Raw genomic sequence first — 16,576 nt, forward strand, 5'->3', positions numbered from 1 at the left:
AGTCCGGAGGAATCGATGAGGGATCAGGGCGGCATTTCACAGCTGATATCGGCAATCCTGTCGGGTCGGGATCTCGCGATCCTGGTTTTCGCCCCGATAATCGCCGGCCTGGCGATCCTGGCATTGCCCCCAAGAGCCAGACGCCATTCCGCGCGCATAGCGTTGGTCACAGCGGCTGCGGGGCTTGCAGCGAGCCTGTCGCTTCTCAGCCAACCTTCCGGAGCCACGTTGAGGATCCCAAGGTTTCTAGCCCAGGGCATCATCTTACGAATAGACTCCCTCTCCATGGCTTTCGCCCTCACCGCGTCGGTCGTGTGGACCTGTGCGACACTGTTTGCCCTCGACTATCTGCGAGGGGAACGAGCCGCGCACCGGTTCTTCGCTTTCTGGCTGCTCACGCTCGGGGCTTGCCAGGGGGTATTCGCCAGCGGAGATTTGTTCACGCTCTTCCTGTTCTTCGAGACCATGACCCTGGTCTCATATGCCCTTGTCGTCCACGAGGAGTCCCGGGATTCCATGGATGCAGGGGCTCTCTACATTAACCTGGGTATCGGCGGAGGGTTGCTGCTCCTGGGAGCCATAGCCAGCGTCTACTACTCTACAGGAGACGTCTCTTTCGCTCCATCCCTCGAAGCGATCGCCGCCTCGGTCCCCTACGTTCCTGTTTGGATTGCGTTCTTCTTCGGTTTCGGCATCAAGATGGGCATGGTACCGCTGCACTTCTGGCTGCCGCGAGCACACCCGGTCGCGCCCGGCCCAGCCAGCGCAGTGCTCTCGGGGATCCTCATCAAGACCGGCGCCTACGGGCTACTCAGGGTATCCAGTTCCGTCATGAATCCTTCGGTCCCAGTAGCCAATCTCGCATATTATCGCGAGGCATTCGGCCTAGCCGTCACAGGCGTCGGCATACTCACAGCCCTCACGGGTTCGATGAACGCCATGCTGGAATCCGACTCCAAACGGCTGCTCGCTCACTCAAGCGTGAGCCAGATGGGCTATGTGCTTTTCGCGATCGGCATCGCATCGGCGTACCCGGCGGCTGCGCCATACGCTACCGCAGCCGCCATCCTGCAGATCATCTGTCACGCTGTGTACAAGTCAGCACTGTTCATGATGGCCTCAGCCTCTCGAAAGGGAATATTCCTGCCACAAGGGGAAGCGGCGGGGCCAGGCAGCCGCCTCGTCTTGACAGCCCCGCTGTGGATTTCGGCACTGGGGCTAGCATCGTTCCCTGGCTTCGGGGCTTTCGGCGTCAAGGTCCTTCTCCACCATGCGGCGGCGAAATCCTTCGTGAGCAGTGGTTTACTGGGCCATTTGGTCCTCGAAATCGCGTTCGTGGCGTTTGGCGCCGCTGCAACCTGGTACGCGCTCAAACTGACCCGGCTCATCCTTCTAGAAGGCACAACCACCCCCTGCTGGCCTCACCATGAAACCCCCGGTGCAGGAGGAAGCGAGGGCGAAATGCTCAAAGGCCAAACCCACGCCCACAGGTGGCTTGCGAGCCGGGCGGCTTTCTCGGTGTCCGCCGTTCTGGTTCTCGCGCTGGGCTTTCGCCCTGACGTTTTTGTTCGCGGCCTCGTAATCCCGGCCATGCTGGGCATTTCGACAGACGCTGCGAATCCATCTTCGCTGGCAAGCCTGCTCGCCGACAAAGAATACTTCACTCCGGCGAGCGTTGCCATCGCCCTTGCGGCCGCCGCAACCGGCGCAGTCGCGCTGAGCAGCTCCGGTCGCCTGGGTAAACGCGCCGCCTATTGGTGGAGACCCTGCGCAGAGTCGCTTCTCGGTCGATGTGTCCTGTCGCCGTGCAGATGGGGGCTGGCATTGATCGAACGCTTCATGGACCGCGGAGTCAACCGCGTCCTGTCGAGGATACCGGTGTTGCTCTTCAGGGCCCTGCGCGCGCTGGAGACGGTGTTCGATCGCCGGGTCGACTCGGCATACGAGCGAACGGCGGAAATCACGCGGCAGCTCACCTCGGGGATGAGCAGACTCGAAGAAGCCCTCACTACCGCTTCGGATCCGGCCAACATGATAGCTCTGGATGCCGGTCCGGGGCCCGCCGGGGTCAAGAGGCAATACGAACCCCGGCTCGCGTCATGGAACTCAGCTAACCTCAACAGCGCTGCCATCATACTTGCGTTCGTGCTCATGTTGTTGCTACTATTTCTGGCAGGACCACACCTGGACTATCGCGCTTAAAGTTCCCACCGGAGGTGCTCCCCCACATTGAGAGTCAGGTTGGCGATATCGGTAATCCTGGTTTTGACGGGGATTCTCGTACTTAGAGCATACGAGCCGCGTTCCGCCCCCCCGAGCGTCGGTCCTGGAGAGCTCGAGGCCACGCTCAGGTCGGGCGGGAAGGTCGTCCTCATCGACGTGCGTCCTCGCGAGCACTATCTCAGGTCAAGGATACCTGGGTCTCACCATACCGCTGCAGCCGAGGCAATACAGGCTGCCCGGCGCCTGGCCCGCGACCCCGATGAGGAGATCGTAATCATCAGCGAAACCGGAAGGGAGGGCGTGGATCTCGCCAGACAGCTCCAGAATGCCGGATTCGGCCGCACAAAGTTCCTGAGGGGCGGCATCAAGGCCTGGAAGGGGCCGCTGGCGAACTAGACGCCGAACCGGCCGCCGAACTAGCCGCCCGCTGAACCCTCGTCTCGAGGACGCTCCGCACGCCCAAGCCGCTCGGTCTCCCGGCGGACGGTCTTCGCGGAGTCAGGCTCAGCGTGAACCACGCAATCGATGGCGAAGTTCTCCTTGATGCACCGCCTGACAGACCCTGCGATCTCGTGAGAATCTCTGACTGGAGTTTGACGGCCAGAGGGGTTTTTGATGCCACGAGCGGGCAAAAGCCCTGCTAGATGGGTTGCGGTCCCTCCGGCACGCAAAAAGGGTCACGTCTCGACGCTCCTATGTCAAGAACTAGGTAGAGGAACTAGGCCGCCCTATTGTCCGTTAGGGAATGAGTCTGATAATCCAAGCACTCTTGCCAGAGCTGCCAGATTGCGCGAACTATGTACCGTTTCAATGCGCGGAAAGCTTCGCGACGGGTCTTTCCCTCAGAGGTTCGCCGGAGCAGATAGCATCTGGCCTCGGGTAAGTGGCGTGCTTGGGTTATGGCTATGCGATACAGGATTGCGTTAAGCCGCCGGTTACCGCCACGGTGGAGACGGTGACGAACCAAGCCTGCTGAAGAGGCCTCAATAGGAGCCACTCCGGCATAAGCTGCGAGCTGTGCGTCGCTCGCAAACCTTCGACCAGGACCCAAAATACCGGCCAGAGCACCTGCTGTAAGTAAATTGATGCCGCAGAGCCGTGTTAGCGGAAGAAAGTAGGTACTCGCAAGCTGTTCGATCTCGTGGGCAATGTCTTCGCTTTGTTCGAGGACCAGCCGGAGACGCCGCGCGAGCCTTCTGATGGTAGCAGCGCGATGACAGGCTATTGAATTGCTGTCAGGTGAATCATATCTCTCCAACGCGAGTAACCCTGCTTGAGTCTGCATATTCGGGAGATGCAGTCTGTACTCGGGGTCGATCTGAGGAAGAACGGCATGTATCTGGTTTCGCAGACGTGTGGCTTCGGCCAGTGCGGCCTCCCGTTCAATCGAAAGCAGGTTCAACACTGTGGTTATGTCTTCCTGCGAAATCTGCGGGAGCGTACCCGTCTCGCGCATGACACAGACGGCCACCGCCCGCGCATCTAGCTTATCGGTCTTCCCCAACTTCCTCGCCTTCCGCCGGCTCATCGCCGTCCAACGTGAGTTGATCTCATATACTACATCCCCGCGACCTACCAGGTATTGTGCCAGCCTTCTGCCGTAGCCCCAGGCTCCCTCAATTCCCCACTGCCGAGCCTCTCCCAGCTTGCACGCCCACCTGTACACTTGTTCCCAACCACGTTGGGTATTAGGCCCGCGCCATTGCGACAGTTCACGTCCATTTTCGTCTAAGGCAACCGCCATGTGTACTTCCTTGTGCGCGTCCACCCCGAGCGTTATCACTCGTACCACTCCCCCTGCACTAAACTGGCGCACAGCTTCGGGGCTGACAAGACTCTCTTGAGTCATCCACATGCTCCTATTAGGTCAAGCCCCTAAGCCCAGCGAGGGGGCGACAAGTCGAGACTAGGGCACGCAGCCGATCAAGTGTTGAGTCAACCCGCCTCGCTGCGCTCCCTCCTTCACTCTAACAGAGAATCAAGTGGTGGAAATTGTCTCGGCAGCTCCCTCCGGACGATCCATTCAAACTAGCTCGCCAAGGCGAGCTCTGCCTCAGCAACTGACGTTCGTTCCAGCTTCTTCATGGATTCCTGGCTGAAGTACCGCCGGCCGATTGCCCACTCGTCGTTCTGCTCCATGAGCACCGCCCCCAGGAGCCTCAAGGCCGAGGCCCTGTTTGGGAATATTCCGACAACGTCCGACCAGCGCTTTATCTCTTTGTTCAGCCTCTCCAGCGGGTTCGTGGAGCGTATCTGCCTCCAGTGTTCCTGAGGGAACGCCATGTAGGCCAGGATCTCGTACTCAGAGTCAAGCAGCATCTGGCTTACCCGTGGGAACCGCTTCTCGAGCACCCTGGCGATCTGAGCCAGTTGGGCGTGGGCGCTCGGCTGGTCGGGCTGGGCGAATATCGTTCTCACCGACGCCGACACCATCGACTGCGACCCTTTAGGTACATGAGACAGTATGTTCCTCATGAAGTGTACCGTACACCGCTGCCATACAGCCCCCGCCAGCACGGTTCCTATCGCTCTCTTCAGTCCCTCGTGAGCGTCGCTTATAACCAGCTGAACCCCGCCCAGGCCTCTCGACACCAGGCCCCTCAGGAACTCCAGCCAGAACTCGCCGTCCTCGCTCGGCCCCAGGTCGAAACCAAGCACCTCCCGCTCACCAGTCGCCTTCACACCGATCGCTACCACGAACGCCATGCTGATAACCCGGCCATCGTCCCTTGACTTTATGTACGTCGCGTCCACCCACAGGTACGGATAGGGTCCGCCTGAGCCACCAGCTCGACGGCTTCCTTGAGAAAATCAACGTCCCCTTCAATTCCGGCCTTGCGCATCGCCTCCAAAAGTGACAAGATTTGATCGGCAGCTGCCATGTTGGTCTCCTCCCCTCAGAGTCGATTACTCCTAACTCCGAAGGGAACCACTGGCGGCTGCTTATGTCAATCCCCACCCCGGGGAATTTCCACCACCACTTAAGACTTTAACCCTGTTCGTATCCTGCCACCATCCCGTGCGACTCCTTAGCGAAGCTCCCCCACTGCGGGTCTCGTCGGTTTGAGGCGAAGCTTCGCTAGCCTATTGCCACAGAGCGCGGGGCACGGCTGTCGAGGAGGGACTGTTCGCGGGGTCCAGGGTTTCCCGGGAGTGAGATTGAGATCAAGAGGCTACAGCCGCTGGTCGGCGAACGATGAGATAGAAGTCGGACTGCCTCAAGAGTGATTGCTGGAAAACGAGGGTTCTTTCTCTGGCGCCGAGGGCAGCCTGCACCTTGGTAGCCCGCTTTTTGGCGGGTGCCCGAGAGACATTCCACAGATGTGTCGGCGTGGCACGGGGGTCCTGAGACTTGAACCGGCATCCGGCCGCTAGGCTAAAAGCGCTCAGACCCGGCCGCCACCATCAGCCGCCTAACACGCATTGAACTGCCTGCACTACGGCGTTGAGATTGAGGGAATACCGTGCAGGACGGCGAACAAGAAGGTTCATACAGAGGCGTTTCACCGGATACTCGAGGATGAATGCCTGGCTGGGCAGGAGGTTGAGACGTTCGCGGGAGCGAACCGGAGAGTGGAGGAGTTCATAGAGTTCCACACAAGATACGGATACACTCGAGCATTCTTATATGGCACCTGAGGAGGAGAAGGGAATCCTTATGCGCATTATTGTGGGGATAACAGGGGCATCCGGGGTAATCTATGGCATTCGGGTACTCACAGAAATGGCGTCGCGTGGCGTGGAAACGCATCTGATCATCAGCAGGTGGGCGAGAGAGACGATCCGTGCCGAGACCGACTTCGATGCAAGGGCTATCGAATCGTTGGCCACAGTCGCGTATGACAACGATGACCTTACGGCCCCGGTGTCGAGCGGGAGCTTCATTACCGATGGCATGGTCATCGCACCCTGCAGCATGACTACGGCGGCCGCGGTTGCACATGGTTACGCGGAAAACCTTATATCGCGCGCTGCGAGCGTGTGTCTTAAAGAAGGCCGTAGACTGGTAATCCTTCCACGGGAATCCCCCATGAGCGCAATCCACCTCGAAAACCTCCTGAACCTCGCGCGGCTGGGAATCATTGTGCTCCCGCCTGTCCCCGCGTTCTACTCACGCCCTAGATCAATCGATGACCTCGTCGACCACACGGTCGGGCGGGTGTTAGACCAGTTTGGAATTGAACACGGGCTCGTGGGTCGCTGGGGACTGGATTGTCCCGGGTCTGGGCGAGAGCAGCAGGGTCCCGGCTGCACCGATGTGCCCCAGCGCGACGGAGGGGCGGTGCCCGCCGAAATCGGCAGGGTGCAGGTGGCCGTGGGTGAGGGACGGTTTCAAATCAGCGGGAACGCCTGGGTGACGATGGGAGGAATTATTGCGGGGCTTTTTGGCGGAGATAGGCCGCACGTGGGCTCGGTTGTGGTCAGCGTGCCGCGCCCCAGCATCACTGGATCGGGAGAGACGAGCTGCACGTCTTCAGTGGTTAACCTGCTCGCTCACAAGGAGGAAACGGTCATCCGCCCGCTTGCCGAGCATATTGCCAGGGTGACCGGGCGTCCCGTGGTCGGCGTATGCGGGGTGCACCTCGACGGGGCCACTCCTCAGGATATTAGGCTGCTGGTTGCCAACTGCGAAGAGGCCGGTCGCCGACTGGTCGAAAGCATGATGCCCCTTATAACGGACGTGGAGACCCCCGGTAGTCGGGACCGATAGCGCCAACAAGTCCCTCCCAGGTCCCTCCGAGAATCGTGGGTGGCCTCGAATTGCGATTCGGGTCAAGTCCCGCCCTGCGAGAATCTCGCACAGGAACTCTCGACACACTGTCGAACTCATGCGTGTGTCGCTGAATAGGACATCGTTCCATGTGGCGGAAGTCTCATCTCCATAGTCCGTGGCCTTTCAGGTAGTGAAAGGAAGTATTCTGCGTCTCTTGCAGATGGGTTAATTGCTCATTCGCCGCTCGCGATCGAATCTCGCGGTCAATGTGGGCGGCATCTTCATGAAGAACCCGGTGATGACCTCGTCGGGCTGCTACGGTTACGGACTTTCGTACACCGACTTTTATTTGCCTGCCTTGCTAGGGGCTCTTGTGGTAAAGGGGCTATATTGCGAAATGCGGAAGGGCAACCCGCCCCCGCGGATCGTGGAGACCCCCGCTGGGATGTTGAATTCGGTCGGCCTCGAGGGTCCGGGCGTAGACGGCTTCATCAGGTGTTATCTCCCGAAGCTGCGGGAATACGGCGCGACTGTGATCGCCAACGTCGCGGGGCGGACCGTTGAGGAATACGAGTTCGTAGCGCGGCGACTCAGCGAGGCAGAGGGGCTCTCGGGTTTGGAACTGAATGTCTCATGCGCGAACGTGGAGCAGGGGGGGTGGCATTCGGGATAGACCCGAAGATGGTTTTCCGAATAGTGTCGGCGGTGAGGAAGGTGACTACGCTACCCGTCATTGCGAAGATGTCGCCCAACGTGACGGAATATCCGCGTGACCGCCCGCGCCGCCGAGGAAGCGGGCGCCGATGCGCTTTCGATGATAAACACCTTGCTCGGCATGGCGATCGATGTCAAATCGAGGCGCCCAAAGCTTGGCAGCGTTACCGGGGGGTTATCCGGTCCCGCTATACGCCCTGTGGCTGTCCGTATGGTCTGGCAGGCTGCACAGGCCGTGAAGATTCCGATAGTCGGGCAGGGAGGGATCATGACGGCGGAGGACGCCCTGGAGTTCATCTTGGCGGGGGCGAGGGCGGTCGCGATCGGAACGGCGAATTTCGTAAACCCCATGGTGCCACTCGAGGTGATCGACGAGCTCGGGAAGTACCTTGACGACAACGATATAGAAGATATTAACGAATTAGTGGGTAAGGTCGTCACGGACCCCAACCCATAGGCTTGGGGGGTGAACAGTGCATCACCAGGTATTAGCGATAGTCAAGAGTCATGGCGCCGAAATCCCGGGCTACTACAGGCTTAGGCTGGAGGCCCCGGCGGTGGCGAATGAGGCCCGCCCCGGGCAGTTCGTGATGGTTCGTTGCTCTCACACATTGGACCCACTGCTGAGGCGGCCACTGACTGTATGCGCGCTTTATCCGGAAAGCGGTCAACTGGAACTGCTGTACAAGGTGGTGGGCAAAGGGACCCGGCTTCTGAGCGAGATCCCTGTCGGTGCCCGGGTCGATGTTGTCGGGCCGCTTGGCAACGGGTATACTCTGCTGCCCGAGGCGCAGACCATAGCGGTCGTGGGAAGAGGGGTCGGGGTGGCCTCTGTTTTTGGCGTGGCTCAGGCGGCGCGGGCGGAAGGGCGGCGGGTTTTTGCCTTTGTCAGTGCGCGCACCCGGGACCTGCTCCTCCGGGTGAAGAGTCTTAGGGAGATGGGCTGCTGCGTGGAAGTCTCGACGGATGACGGGAGCGCCGGCCACTGTGGGCTAGTTACGGACCTGCTCAGGCCGAAGGTCGGGCCGGAAGGGATAGGGGAAGTATTCGTCTGCGGCTCCAATCGGCTGACCCGCGCTGTGGCCGAAGTCGCATTGGAGAACGGGATCAGCGCGCAGGTATCGCTCGAAGCGCACATGGCCTGTGGGGTTCATGCCTGCATGGGCTGCGTGCGGCTCGTGGGGATTTCGGGGAACCAGAGCTACAAGAAAGTGTGCGAGGACGGGCCCGTGTTCTGGGTCGACGAGGTAGTGGAATTGACGAACGCCCGCTGAGCGGGCGGCCCTTGCCACTGATAGCGGGCCTGGAGAGCGCTCAAGTCCTTTTGTGGACGTCAGAACGGTGAGGAGGTTTAGTGCGGGCATTCCTCATCGCGGCCGTTAAGGTAGCTATGACGTCAACAATCGATTCATTGCCGGACGCGCAACACAATAACCCGTTCCCCAAGGACCACCAAAGGAGTTTTCGACGCGCCGTCGAACCAATACCTTGTTCCGTCAATAGGATGCTATTCCGCTTAGCGGAACATGTGCCCTTTGCGGTCGTGGGAGTATGCGTCCCCAACGGAAGATACCAGAGGGAGAATGGCTTATGCTACCAGGCAGCAAACGCGAAAGGATGTACGGATGGGCACGCGCGGCGTTGACGGTAGACCTTTGCTCGGGCAAGATTGAGAGGATTGTGCCCGAGGAATCAGTTGTCCGCAAGTGGTTGGGCGGGAGAGGATGGAACGGTCATCTTCTCTGGAAGATGACGGATGCGAGTACAGATCCACTTGGCCCCGGAAACCCCCTCATCTTCAGTGTAGGCCCCTTGACCGGCACGCTGGCGCCTGGTTCGGCACGCTATCAGGTAACCGGGAAATCCCCACTGACTGGAATCTTCGGTGACGCCAACTCGGGAGGCTTCTTCGGCCCGGAGATGAAGTTTTGCGGGCTGGATCAGATTGTTGTAACAGGGTACGCGGAGACGCCGGTGTACCTGTTCGTTACGGATGAGAAAGCGGAACTCCGGGTCGCGAGGCACCTGTGGGGGAAGACGACTTGGGAGACTGAAGAGGCCATTCGCTCTGAGATCGGCTCGGACCTGGTCCGCGTCGCGGCGATCGGCCCTGCCGGAGAGAACCTCGTCAAGTTCGCCGGGATCATCAACGATACTGGTCGCGCCGCGGCCCGGACGGGGCTCGGCGCCGTGATGGGCAGCAAGCGATTGAAAGCCATCGCGCTGCTCGGCAACCGCGGGGTGTCCGTATCGCTTCCGGATGAATGGGATCGTTACTATCGCAGGGCGCGGGACCACATCGCGGCCGCGCCAGCGTACCCCATGCGCTCGCGGTTCGGTACCACCATGTTGATCGACACCTACCAGCTTATGGGGGTGCTTCCTTCCTACAACAACCGCTCGGGTGTGTTCGCGAGGGCGGAAGATATCGGCTGTAAGACCCTTGAAAAGAGGTTCGTGAAGCGGCTGATCGCGTGCTTTTGTTGTCCGGTAAGGTGCAGCCGCTACTACAGCATCGAGGAGGGTCCCTATAAGGGAACCCATGGCGAAGGCCCTGAGTTCGAAACCCTGGCATCACTGGGCTCGAGATGCGGAAACTCGGACGTGGAGGGAATCCTCGCCCTCAACAGCAAGGCCAACCAGCTGGGAATCGACACCATATCTCTTGGAGGCGTGCTTGGGTTTGTAATGGAATGCTGTGAGCTCGGACTGATCCGCCCGAGGGACTTCGGCAGCAACCTGGATTGCGTTCCGTGGGGCGACGTCAACTCAATGATGCAGCTAATGGAAGACATCGCATACAGGCGCGGGTTCGGAGACGTTCTTGCTGAAGGGGTCCGGAACATATCGATGAAAATTCCGGGTTCGCAGCCATACGCCCTTCATGTGAAGGGCCTGGAGATTCCCGAGCAGGAAATAAGGGCGCTGAAAGCCTGGGGGCTGGGATGGGCTGTGTCCAGTCGCGGCGCCGATCACTTGCGCGCTTTTCCTGTCGCGGAAACCACCCTGACTCCGGCCGAAGCGAAAGCACTGTTTGGGACGGATGAGGTATGTAACAGGTTCAGTTACCGGGGTAAGGGACGTCTTGTCAAATGGTCCGAGGATCTGAGCGCCGTATCGGACTCGCTGTCAATGTGCAAGTTTGTCACGATGAGCATGGCGCTTCCCGCTGAGGTCATCTGTGGCTTGCTTCGTGCGGTCACGGGTGTCGAGTATTCTCCAGAGGAGTTGTTTCCTATTGGGGAGCGCATTGTCAATCTCGAACGCTTGTACAATCTCAGGCTAGGGTTGGGAAGGGACGACGACACCGTTCCTTCGCGGTTTGTCGAAGAAGCGTTGCCGGAGGGGCCGAGCGCCGGGCACAGGTTTCAGCTCGAGCCAATGCTGGACGAGTATTACAGCGCCAGAGGCTGGGGTAGTAACGGGCGGCCTCTGCCGGCCAGACTTGCCGAGCTCGGTTTGTCCAATCTCGTCACCGAATGATGGGGAGGCGGTACAATGGCCTTTGACGACCTTCGAGAGTTTCTTGGCCTGCTGGAGGAGCACGGTGAACTGATGCGAGTCGAGCAGCGGGTCAGCCCGAAGTTCGAGATTGCCGCATACGTCCGCGCGGCATCCGATCTGGAGGGGCCGGCGCTGCTTTTTGAAAAGGTAGAAGGATACGATATGCCGGTGTTGGGCGGACTCTTTGCCACCAAATCGAGAATGGCGCTGAGTCTTGGCTGGCCGGAAGACGAGATGCTTAAGCGCTACCTTAATGCCGAAGAGACATTTGTTGAACCCGTGATGCTCAAGTCGGGTCCAGTTCAGGAGGTAGTGATCAGGGGAGAAGACATCGATCTCGGGATCTTACCCATTTGCACCCATTTCGAGCTTGACGCGGGCCCATACGTGACCGGAGGGGTGCAGATCGCCAATGACCCTGTGAGTGGATCCCGGAACGTGTCGATGCACCGGATGTTGCTGCTGGACCGCAGAACGTTGACGGTATACGCTCCTTTGGGAAGGCAACTTGCCACGATTATTGCCAGGAATGAGGATAAGGGCAAGGGTACTGAGATCGCCACAGCCATTGGGATGGATCCGGTGATTCCAATAGCATCCCAGTGCAGGCCGCCGCTGGGTGTTGATGAGCTCTGGATTGCCGGCTCGATGCGTGGCAAGCCTGTTGAGCTCGTGAAATGCTCGACCATTGATATTGATGTTCCTGCTACGGCGGAGATCGTTATCGAGGGCCGGACCATCCCAGGCAAGCGGGTGGGAGATGGACCTTTCGGCGAATACCCGGGAACTTACAGCGGCGTAAAAGATGCACCGGTGCTCGAGGTTACCGCGATTACCATGAGGAAGCAGCCGATCTACCAGATATGCATGACCGGACGACCGATGACTGAGAACCATTGGATGATGGATATGCCCCTGACTGCGGCCGCATACCGTGAGGTATACAAGATAAACCCGGACATCAGGGGAATTCGACTTACCCCTGGTGGCACGTCCCGTCATCACTGCGTTGTCTCGATCAAGAAAAGGCATGAGCTGGAGGCTCGAAACATCATATTAGCGTTACTCTCTGCTCCAATCGGCATCAAGCTGGCGGTCGTGGTCGATGAAGATATTAACGTAAACGACTCTCTTCAGGTCGAATGGGCAATCAACACTCGTGTTCAGGCCGAGAAAGACGTGATAGTCCTTCCCGCTGTGGCGAGCCCTACGCTCGATCCATCTGCTCCCATGCAACGCGCGAGCTCCAAGATGGGGATCGACGCAACCGCGCCGCTCGGCAAGTGCAAGGAGGAGTATGCCCCAGTCTTCACTCCTGGGGAAAACGACCCCGCGATCAAGCAGGAGATCGTCGATTTCATGGACAGGAAGTGATAGGCTTTCATTGTGGAAGTGCAATCCGGCTGTGAGGATCTTGTGCGCGCGTTTTCGGGATGGAGGTGGACAGGATTCCTTTCCAAGGAGGATGGTACGATCTCGAGGGATCGATAGATATTCATGCGCACACGGGTCCAAGCGTATTTCCGAGGATTCAGGATTCGATCGACTGCGCGATCGAAGCCCGTACGGCCGGGATGCGCGGTATAGTGCTGAAGAACCATCATGGGATATCGGCTGACCGGGCGGCGCTTGTTGAAAAGGCTGTACAGGGGATATCCGTGTACGGCGGAGTCGTCTTGAACGGGTTTTGCGGAGGGGTAAACCCGTTTGCGGTCGAGGCTGCCCTCAAACTGGGTGGAAAACTCGTCTGGTTTCCAACGCAATGGGCCAAACACCACCTCTCTGTCTACGGTGCCCCTGAATACAAACAGATGAAGTTGCTGGTCAATAGAGCCAGGCGAAATGTAACCGGCCTCACGGTGTTGAAGGACGATGGCAGGCTCACCGAGGAGACAAATGAGATACTATCAATGGTCGCTGAGGCTGGTGTAGCCGTAGGGACAGGGCATCTTTCCGAGGTGGAGATTCTCTCGCTTGTCAGCGGAGCCCGGGAAGCGGGGGTTAAGAGAATCGTAGTCCAGCATGTTACGCTGACCGAGCTCTGGAATTGGACTTCGGCTGGGCTCAGGCGACTCGTGGAGCTTGGGGCGATGATAGAGTTCACCGCCATTTACACGTTTCCGAACCGGTTTCTGGTAACGCCCGAGAGGACGTCCGAAATGATTGGCTGGGTCGGCCCGGAAAACTGCGTTATCTCGTCTGACTGCGGTCAGCCGCGCAACCCAACGCCGGTTGAGGGCATGGGACGCTTCGCTAAATCACTCTTAGACTGTGGGGTGAGAGAAGACGATCTGAAAAGGATGATGGTGTACAACCCGGAGTTTCTTTTGGGAATTCGGTGATTACGTCGGGCGGCCGCTGGAAGGCATTACGGAAAGGGGAGGAACTACCATCATGGCGAACAGATGGACGAGAGTTCAGTGGCAGGTCATTTCCTTGGTCTTGCTGATTGTGTTCGCGGCAACTGTCCTTGCGGGTTGCGGCCAGGCTCAGGCGCCTGCCAAGCAAGAGCCCGCCAAGCCAGAACCGGCCAAGACAGAGCCGCCGAAAGCCGCCGAACCGGCGAAGAAAAGACTAAACATCGCGACGGCGACCACCGGCGGGGCCTATTACCCGGCAGGCATAGCGGCTGCCCAGCTGTTTACAGAGCAGGCAGGCGTGCAAGCATCAGCGTCGACGAGCGCCGGCTCGGTGGAGAACATCGACCTTCTGATGAAAGGCGAGGCCGATATCGTATGCGTTCAATCAAACATACTGCAGTGGGCCTATGAGGGCTCTGATACTTACAAAGGTAAGCCTAACCAGGATCTGCGCATTCTCGCCCCGATCCTCTCCCAGCACTACAACTTCGTGATCCGCAAGAACGCTGGGATAAAATCGGTCAGAGACTGGAAGGGAAAGCGAGTGGTGGTTGGTCGGGCCGGGAGCGGCACTGTCTCGACGCACGAGATGGTGCTCGGCGCCTTCGGTATGACTCTGCAGGATGTGAAACCGGACTACATCGGGCAGGCTGAAGCGATCGAGGCCATCAGGAACGGTCTGGCGGATGCCACAATCGCGGTTGGAGCCGCGCCCATCTCGCAAGTCTCGGACGCTTTAGTAGCGCCTAATACGAACGCCGCCGTTCTTTCGCTGAGCGATGAGGAGATCAAGACGATTACCGAAAAGCACAAGTGGTCGATGGCAATGCCAATCCCAGCAGGGACATATCCCAATCAAAAGGACGAGATAAAGACCGTCGGGCATTTGGGATACTTCGTGGTTAGGAAAGACTTCCCACAGGACCTTGCGTACAAGTTGGTTAAGGCGATGTATGACAATAAAGACTGGCTGACCAAGTCATACTCCGGTTACAACAACGTAGCCTTCCTCGAGCCGGCGAAAGCCTTGAGCATCCCTGTCCCGCTTCATGAGGGAAGTAAAAAGTACTTGCAGGAGAAGGGCTGGGTCAAGTAGCCATCGGAAAGATGGGGAAGGGGGATGTCTCCCCCTTCCCTGCACTATCTGTCACGCATGGGGGTAGCAATCGTGAGAGAGGACTCAGCTAGTGTTTTGCCTCCGAAGGCCGACTTCAAGGAACGCACGATAGTTGTGCTGGCGATCGCGTTTTCGCTGTTTCAAGTCTGGACGAACAGCTATGGAATTATGATGTCGATGAAGCAAGGGGGCGTGTTTCTTGCGTTCACTCTGGCGCTGATCTTCCTGACGTATCCCTCCGGGCGCGGGGAGTTCTGGAGACTTGTGGACTGGTTTCTTGCGTGTGGTGGGGCTTTTGTCGGGTTATATACCTTCTTCAGAGCGGAGCAGTTGGCAATACGTAATCTTCAGGCCGAGTCGTTGGACTATTATATGGCTGCCCTGGCGCTCATCCTGGTTATTGAGGCGGCGCGGCGCAGCATCGGGATTGCGATGTCAATTCTACCCGTCTTGTTCCTCGTGTACGCGGTGTTCGGTAAGCACTTGCCTGGAATACTCGGGCATTATGGTTTCACTATCCCGAGGCTCCTCATGAGGATGTACCTGGTAGATGAAGGCATCTATGGAATAACGCTTCAGGTGGCGGCCACGTATATCTTTCTCTTCATTTTATTTGGCTCGTTCCTGGCGGAGAGTGGAGTTGGCCAATTTTTCACGGACCTTGCCACATGGCTTACGGGCTCGGCAGTCGGCGGGCCGGCCAAGGTGGCGACGCTTTCGAGCGCTCTTATGGGAACCATCAGCGGGAGTGCCGCTGCAAACGTGGCTACCACGGGTACATTTACCATCCCGATGATGAAGAAAGTGGGATTTCGGCCTGCCTTTGCTGGCGCGGTGGAAGCAGTCGCATCAACCGGCGGAATGGTCATGCCGCCAGTGATGGGCGCTGCTGCGTTTGTCATGTCTCAATACTTGAACATGAATTACGGAAAGATCATGGTGGCCGCGGTGATTCCGGCCCTGCTTTACTATCTCTCAGTGTATTGCTGGGTTCACTTCGAGGCGCTGAGGCTCGGACTCAGGGGAGTGCTCCGGGAGGAACTCCCGCCAATAAAGGACCCCGGGCGCAAGGTATTCTTGTTCCTTCCCATAGTCGTGGTAGTGTGGTCGCTGCTTCAAGGCCGCACCCCCATATTTTCTGCTTTTCTTGGAATTCTGTCCGTCGTAGTGGCAAGCCAGGTGCAGAGGGAACGGATGGGATTGCGAGAAGTGATACGAGCGCTTGAGAAGGGCGCCCGTGCGTCACTGACCGCGAGCTCGGCCTGCATTGCAGCAGGCATCATCGTCGGCGTGACGGCCATGACTGGGCTCGGGCAGGTCATAACTTACAACATCATAGGACTGGCTCATAACAACCTGATTCCAGCCCTCGCCCTCACTGCAATTGCCTCGCTTGTTCTGAGCATGGGCCTGCCTGCAACCGCCTGTTACGTGATAACTGCTACGATAGCCGCCCCTGCGCTGGTGCGGATGGGGGCTCTGCCGCTTGCCGCCCATATGTTCGTATTCTACTTTTCCTGTCTGTCGAACATAACCCCGCCTGTTGCCATAGCGTCGTACACTGCTGCCGGCATAGCTCACGCCAAACCATTTGAAGTGGGCTGGATGTCAATGCGAATAGCCGCCCCTGGCTTCATAATACCCTTCCTTTTCGTAATGAATCCGGTCCTGCTGGCTCAGGCGACGACTCCAGTGCAGCTCCTTTGGCCGTGCGCGACCGCGTGCGCCGGAGTGATGTTTATGGCCGTGGGTGGAGTAGGGTGCCTGTGGCGTCCGCAGAGTCCGCTGATCCGCCTGGGCTACCTGGCAGGTTCTCTCATGCTCATCGATCCCAACATGATAACGGATGTGATCGGACTCGCGATCCTGGGAGCGACTCTCCTATATGACTTTGTTTCGAGCAGGAAGTCAAGGGACGCAGAGACGGGGCGCTGAGGAGGGACA

General features: G+C 58.7%; 11 protein-coding genes and 1 pseudogene. 10 read left to right on the top strand and 2 right to left on the bottom strand.

What is annotated here, in order from left to right; translation table 11 throughout:
• Positions 1-15 precede the first annotated feature (15 nt).
• Positions 16-2,202 carry an NADH dehydrogenase gene (locus tag HPY55_09205; protein NPV70806.1) on the top strand — a complete coding sequence of 729 codons (2,187 nt, stop codon included), beginning with the start codon at positions 16-18 and terminating at the stop codon, positions 2,200-2,202.
• Positions 2,203-2,229: 27 nt separating this feature from the next.
• The gene (locus tag HPY55_09210) at positions 2,230-2,619 is read left to right on the top strand and encodes a rhodanese-like domain-containing protein (protein NPV70807.1); all 390 of its coding nucleotides are present in this window, start codon (positions 2,230-2,232) and stop codon (positions 2,617-2,619) included.
• A 322-nt stretch (positions 2,620-2,941) separates the two neighbouring features.
• Here HPY55_09210 and HPY55_09215 read toward each other — a convergent pair whose 3' ends face one another.
• Complete coding sequence (locus HPY55_09215; GenBank protein NPV70808.1) at positions 2,942-4,006, bottom strand: IS110 family transposase; 1,065 nt, start codon at positions 4,004-4,006, stop codon at positions 2,942-2,944.
• A 245-nt stretch (positions 4,007-4,251) separates the two neighbouring features.
• On the bottom strand, positions 4,252-4,977 hold the full coding sequence (locus HPY55_09220; protein NPV70809.1) for an IS256 family transposase: 726 nt from the start codon (positions 4,975-4,977) through the stop codon (positions 4,252-4,254).
• A 904-nt stretch (positions 4,978-5,881) separates the two neighbouring features.
• Here HPY55_09220 and HPY55_09225 point away from each other — a divergent pair.
• The 8 genes and pseudogenes from HPY55_09225 (at position 5,882) to HPY55_09260 (ending at position 16,567) form a co-directional block, all read left to right on the top strand.
• The gene (locus tag HPY55_09225; protein NPV70810.1) at positions 5,882-6,934 is read left to right on the top strand and encodes a UbiX family flavin prenyltransferase; all 1,053 of its coding nucleotides are present in this window, start codon (positions 5,882-5,884) and stop codon (positions 6,932-6,934) included.
• A 286-nt stretch (positions 6,935-7,220) separates the two neighbouring features.
• Positions 7,221-8,108, top strand: a pseudogene (locus tag HPY55_09230) (dihydroorotate dehydrogenase).
• A 16-nt stretch (positions 8,109-8,124) separates the two neighbouring features.
• Positions 8,125-8,925 carry a dihydroorotate dehydrogenase electron transfer subunit gene (locus tag HPY55_09235; GenBank protein NPV70811.1) on the top strand — a complete coding sequence of 267 codons (801 nt, stop codon included), beginning with the start codon at positions 8,125-8,127 and terminating at the stop codon, positions 8,923-8,925.
• A 316-nt stretch (positions 8,926-9,241) separates the two neighbouring features.
• Positions 9,242-11,134, top strand: a complete 1,893-nt coding sequence (locus HPY55_09240) for an aldehyde ferredoxin oxidoreductase family protein (protein NPV70812.1) — start codon at positions 9,242-9,244, stop codon at positions 11,132-11,134.
• 15 nt (positions 11,135-11,149) lie between these two features.
• Positions 11,150-12,529, top strand: a complete 1,380-nt coding sequence (locus HPY55_09245) for a UbiD family decarboxylase (GenBank protein NPV70813.1) — start codon at positions 11,150-11,152, stop codon at positions 12,527-12,529.
• Between the two features lie 59 nt (positions 12,530-12,588).
• The gene (locus HPY55_09250) at positions 12,589-13,497 is read left to right on the top strand and encodes a hypothetical protein (protein ID NPV70814.1); all 909 of its coding nucleotides are present in this window, start codon (positions 12,589-12,591) and stop codon (positions 13,495-13,497) included.
• 52 nt (positions 13,498-13,549) lie between these two features.
• On the top strand, positions 13,550-14,611 hold the full coding sequence (locus HPY55_09255) for a TAXI family TRAP transporter solute-binding subunit (protein ID NPV70815.1): 1,062 nt from the start codon (positions 13,550-13,552) through the stop codon (positions 14,609-14,611).
• Between the two features lie 72 nt (positions 14,612-14,683).
• Entirely contained in the window at positions 14,684-16,567 is a 1,884-nt protein-coding gene (locus tag HPY55_09260; protein ID NPV70816.1) for a TRAP transporter permease, read from the top strand.
• The last annotated feature ends 9 nt before the right edge of the window (positions 16,568-16,576 follow it).

This window comes from Bacillota bacterium, assembly GCA_013178305.1.
Classification (GTDB): domain Bacteria; phylum Bacillota; class Sulfobacillia; order JABLXB01; family JABLXB01; genus JABLXB01.

What these genes read in the sequence shown, in the direction of transcription:
- HPY55_09240 (NPV70812.1), top strand. Translation starts at nt 9,242, where the DNA reads ATGCTACCAGGCAGCAAACGCGAAAGGATGTACGGATGGGCACGCGCG.
- HPY55_09250 (NPV70814.1), top strand. Translation starts at nt 12,589, where the DNA reads ATGGAGGTGGACAGGATTCCTTTCCAAGGAGGATGGTACGATCTCGAG.
- HPY55_09225 (NPV70810.1), top strand. Translation starts at nt 5,882, where the DNA reads ATGCGCATTATTGTGGGGATAACAGGGGCATCCGGGGTAATCTATGGC.
- HPY55_09255 (NPV70815.1), top strand. Translation starts at nt 13,550, where the DNA reads ATGGCGAACAGATGGACGAGAGTTCAGTGGCAGGTCATTTCCTTGGTC.
- HPY55_09245 (NPV70813.1), top strand. Translation starts at nt 11,150, where the DNA reads ATGGCCTTTGACGACCTTCGAGAGTTTCTTGGCCTGCTGGAGGAGCAC.
- HPY55_09205 (NPV70806.1), top strand. Translation starts at nt 16, where the DNA reads ATGAGGGATCAGGGCGGCATTTCACAGCTGATATCGGCAATCCTGTCG.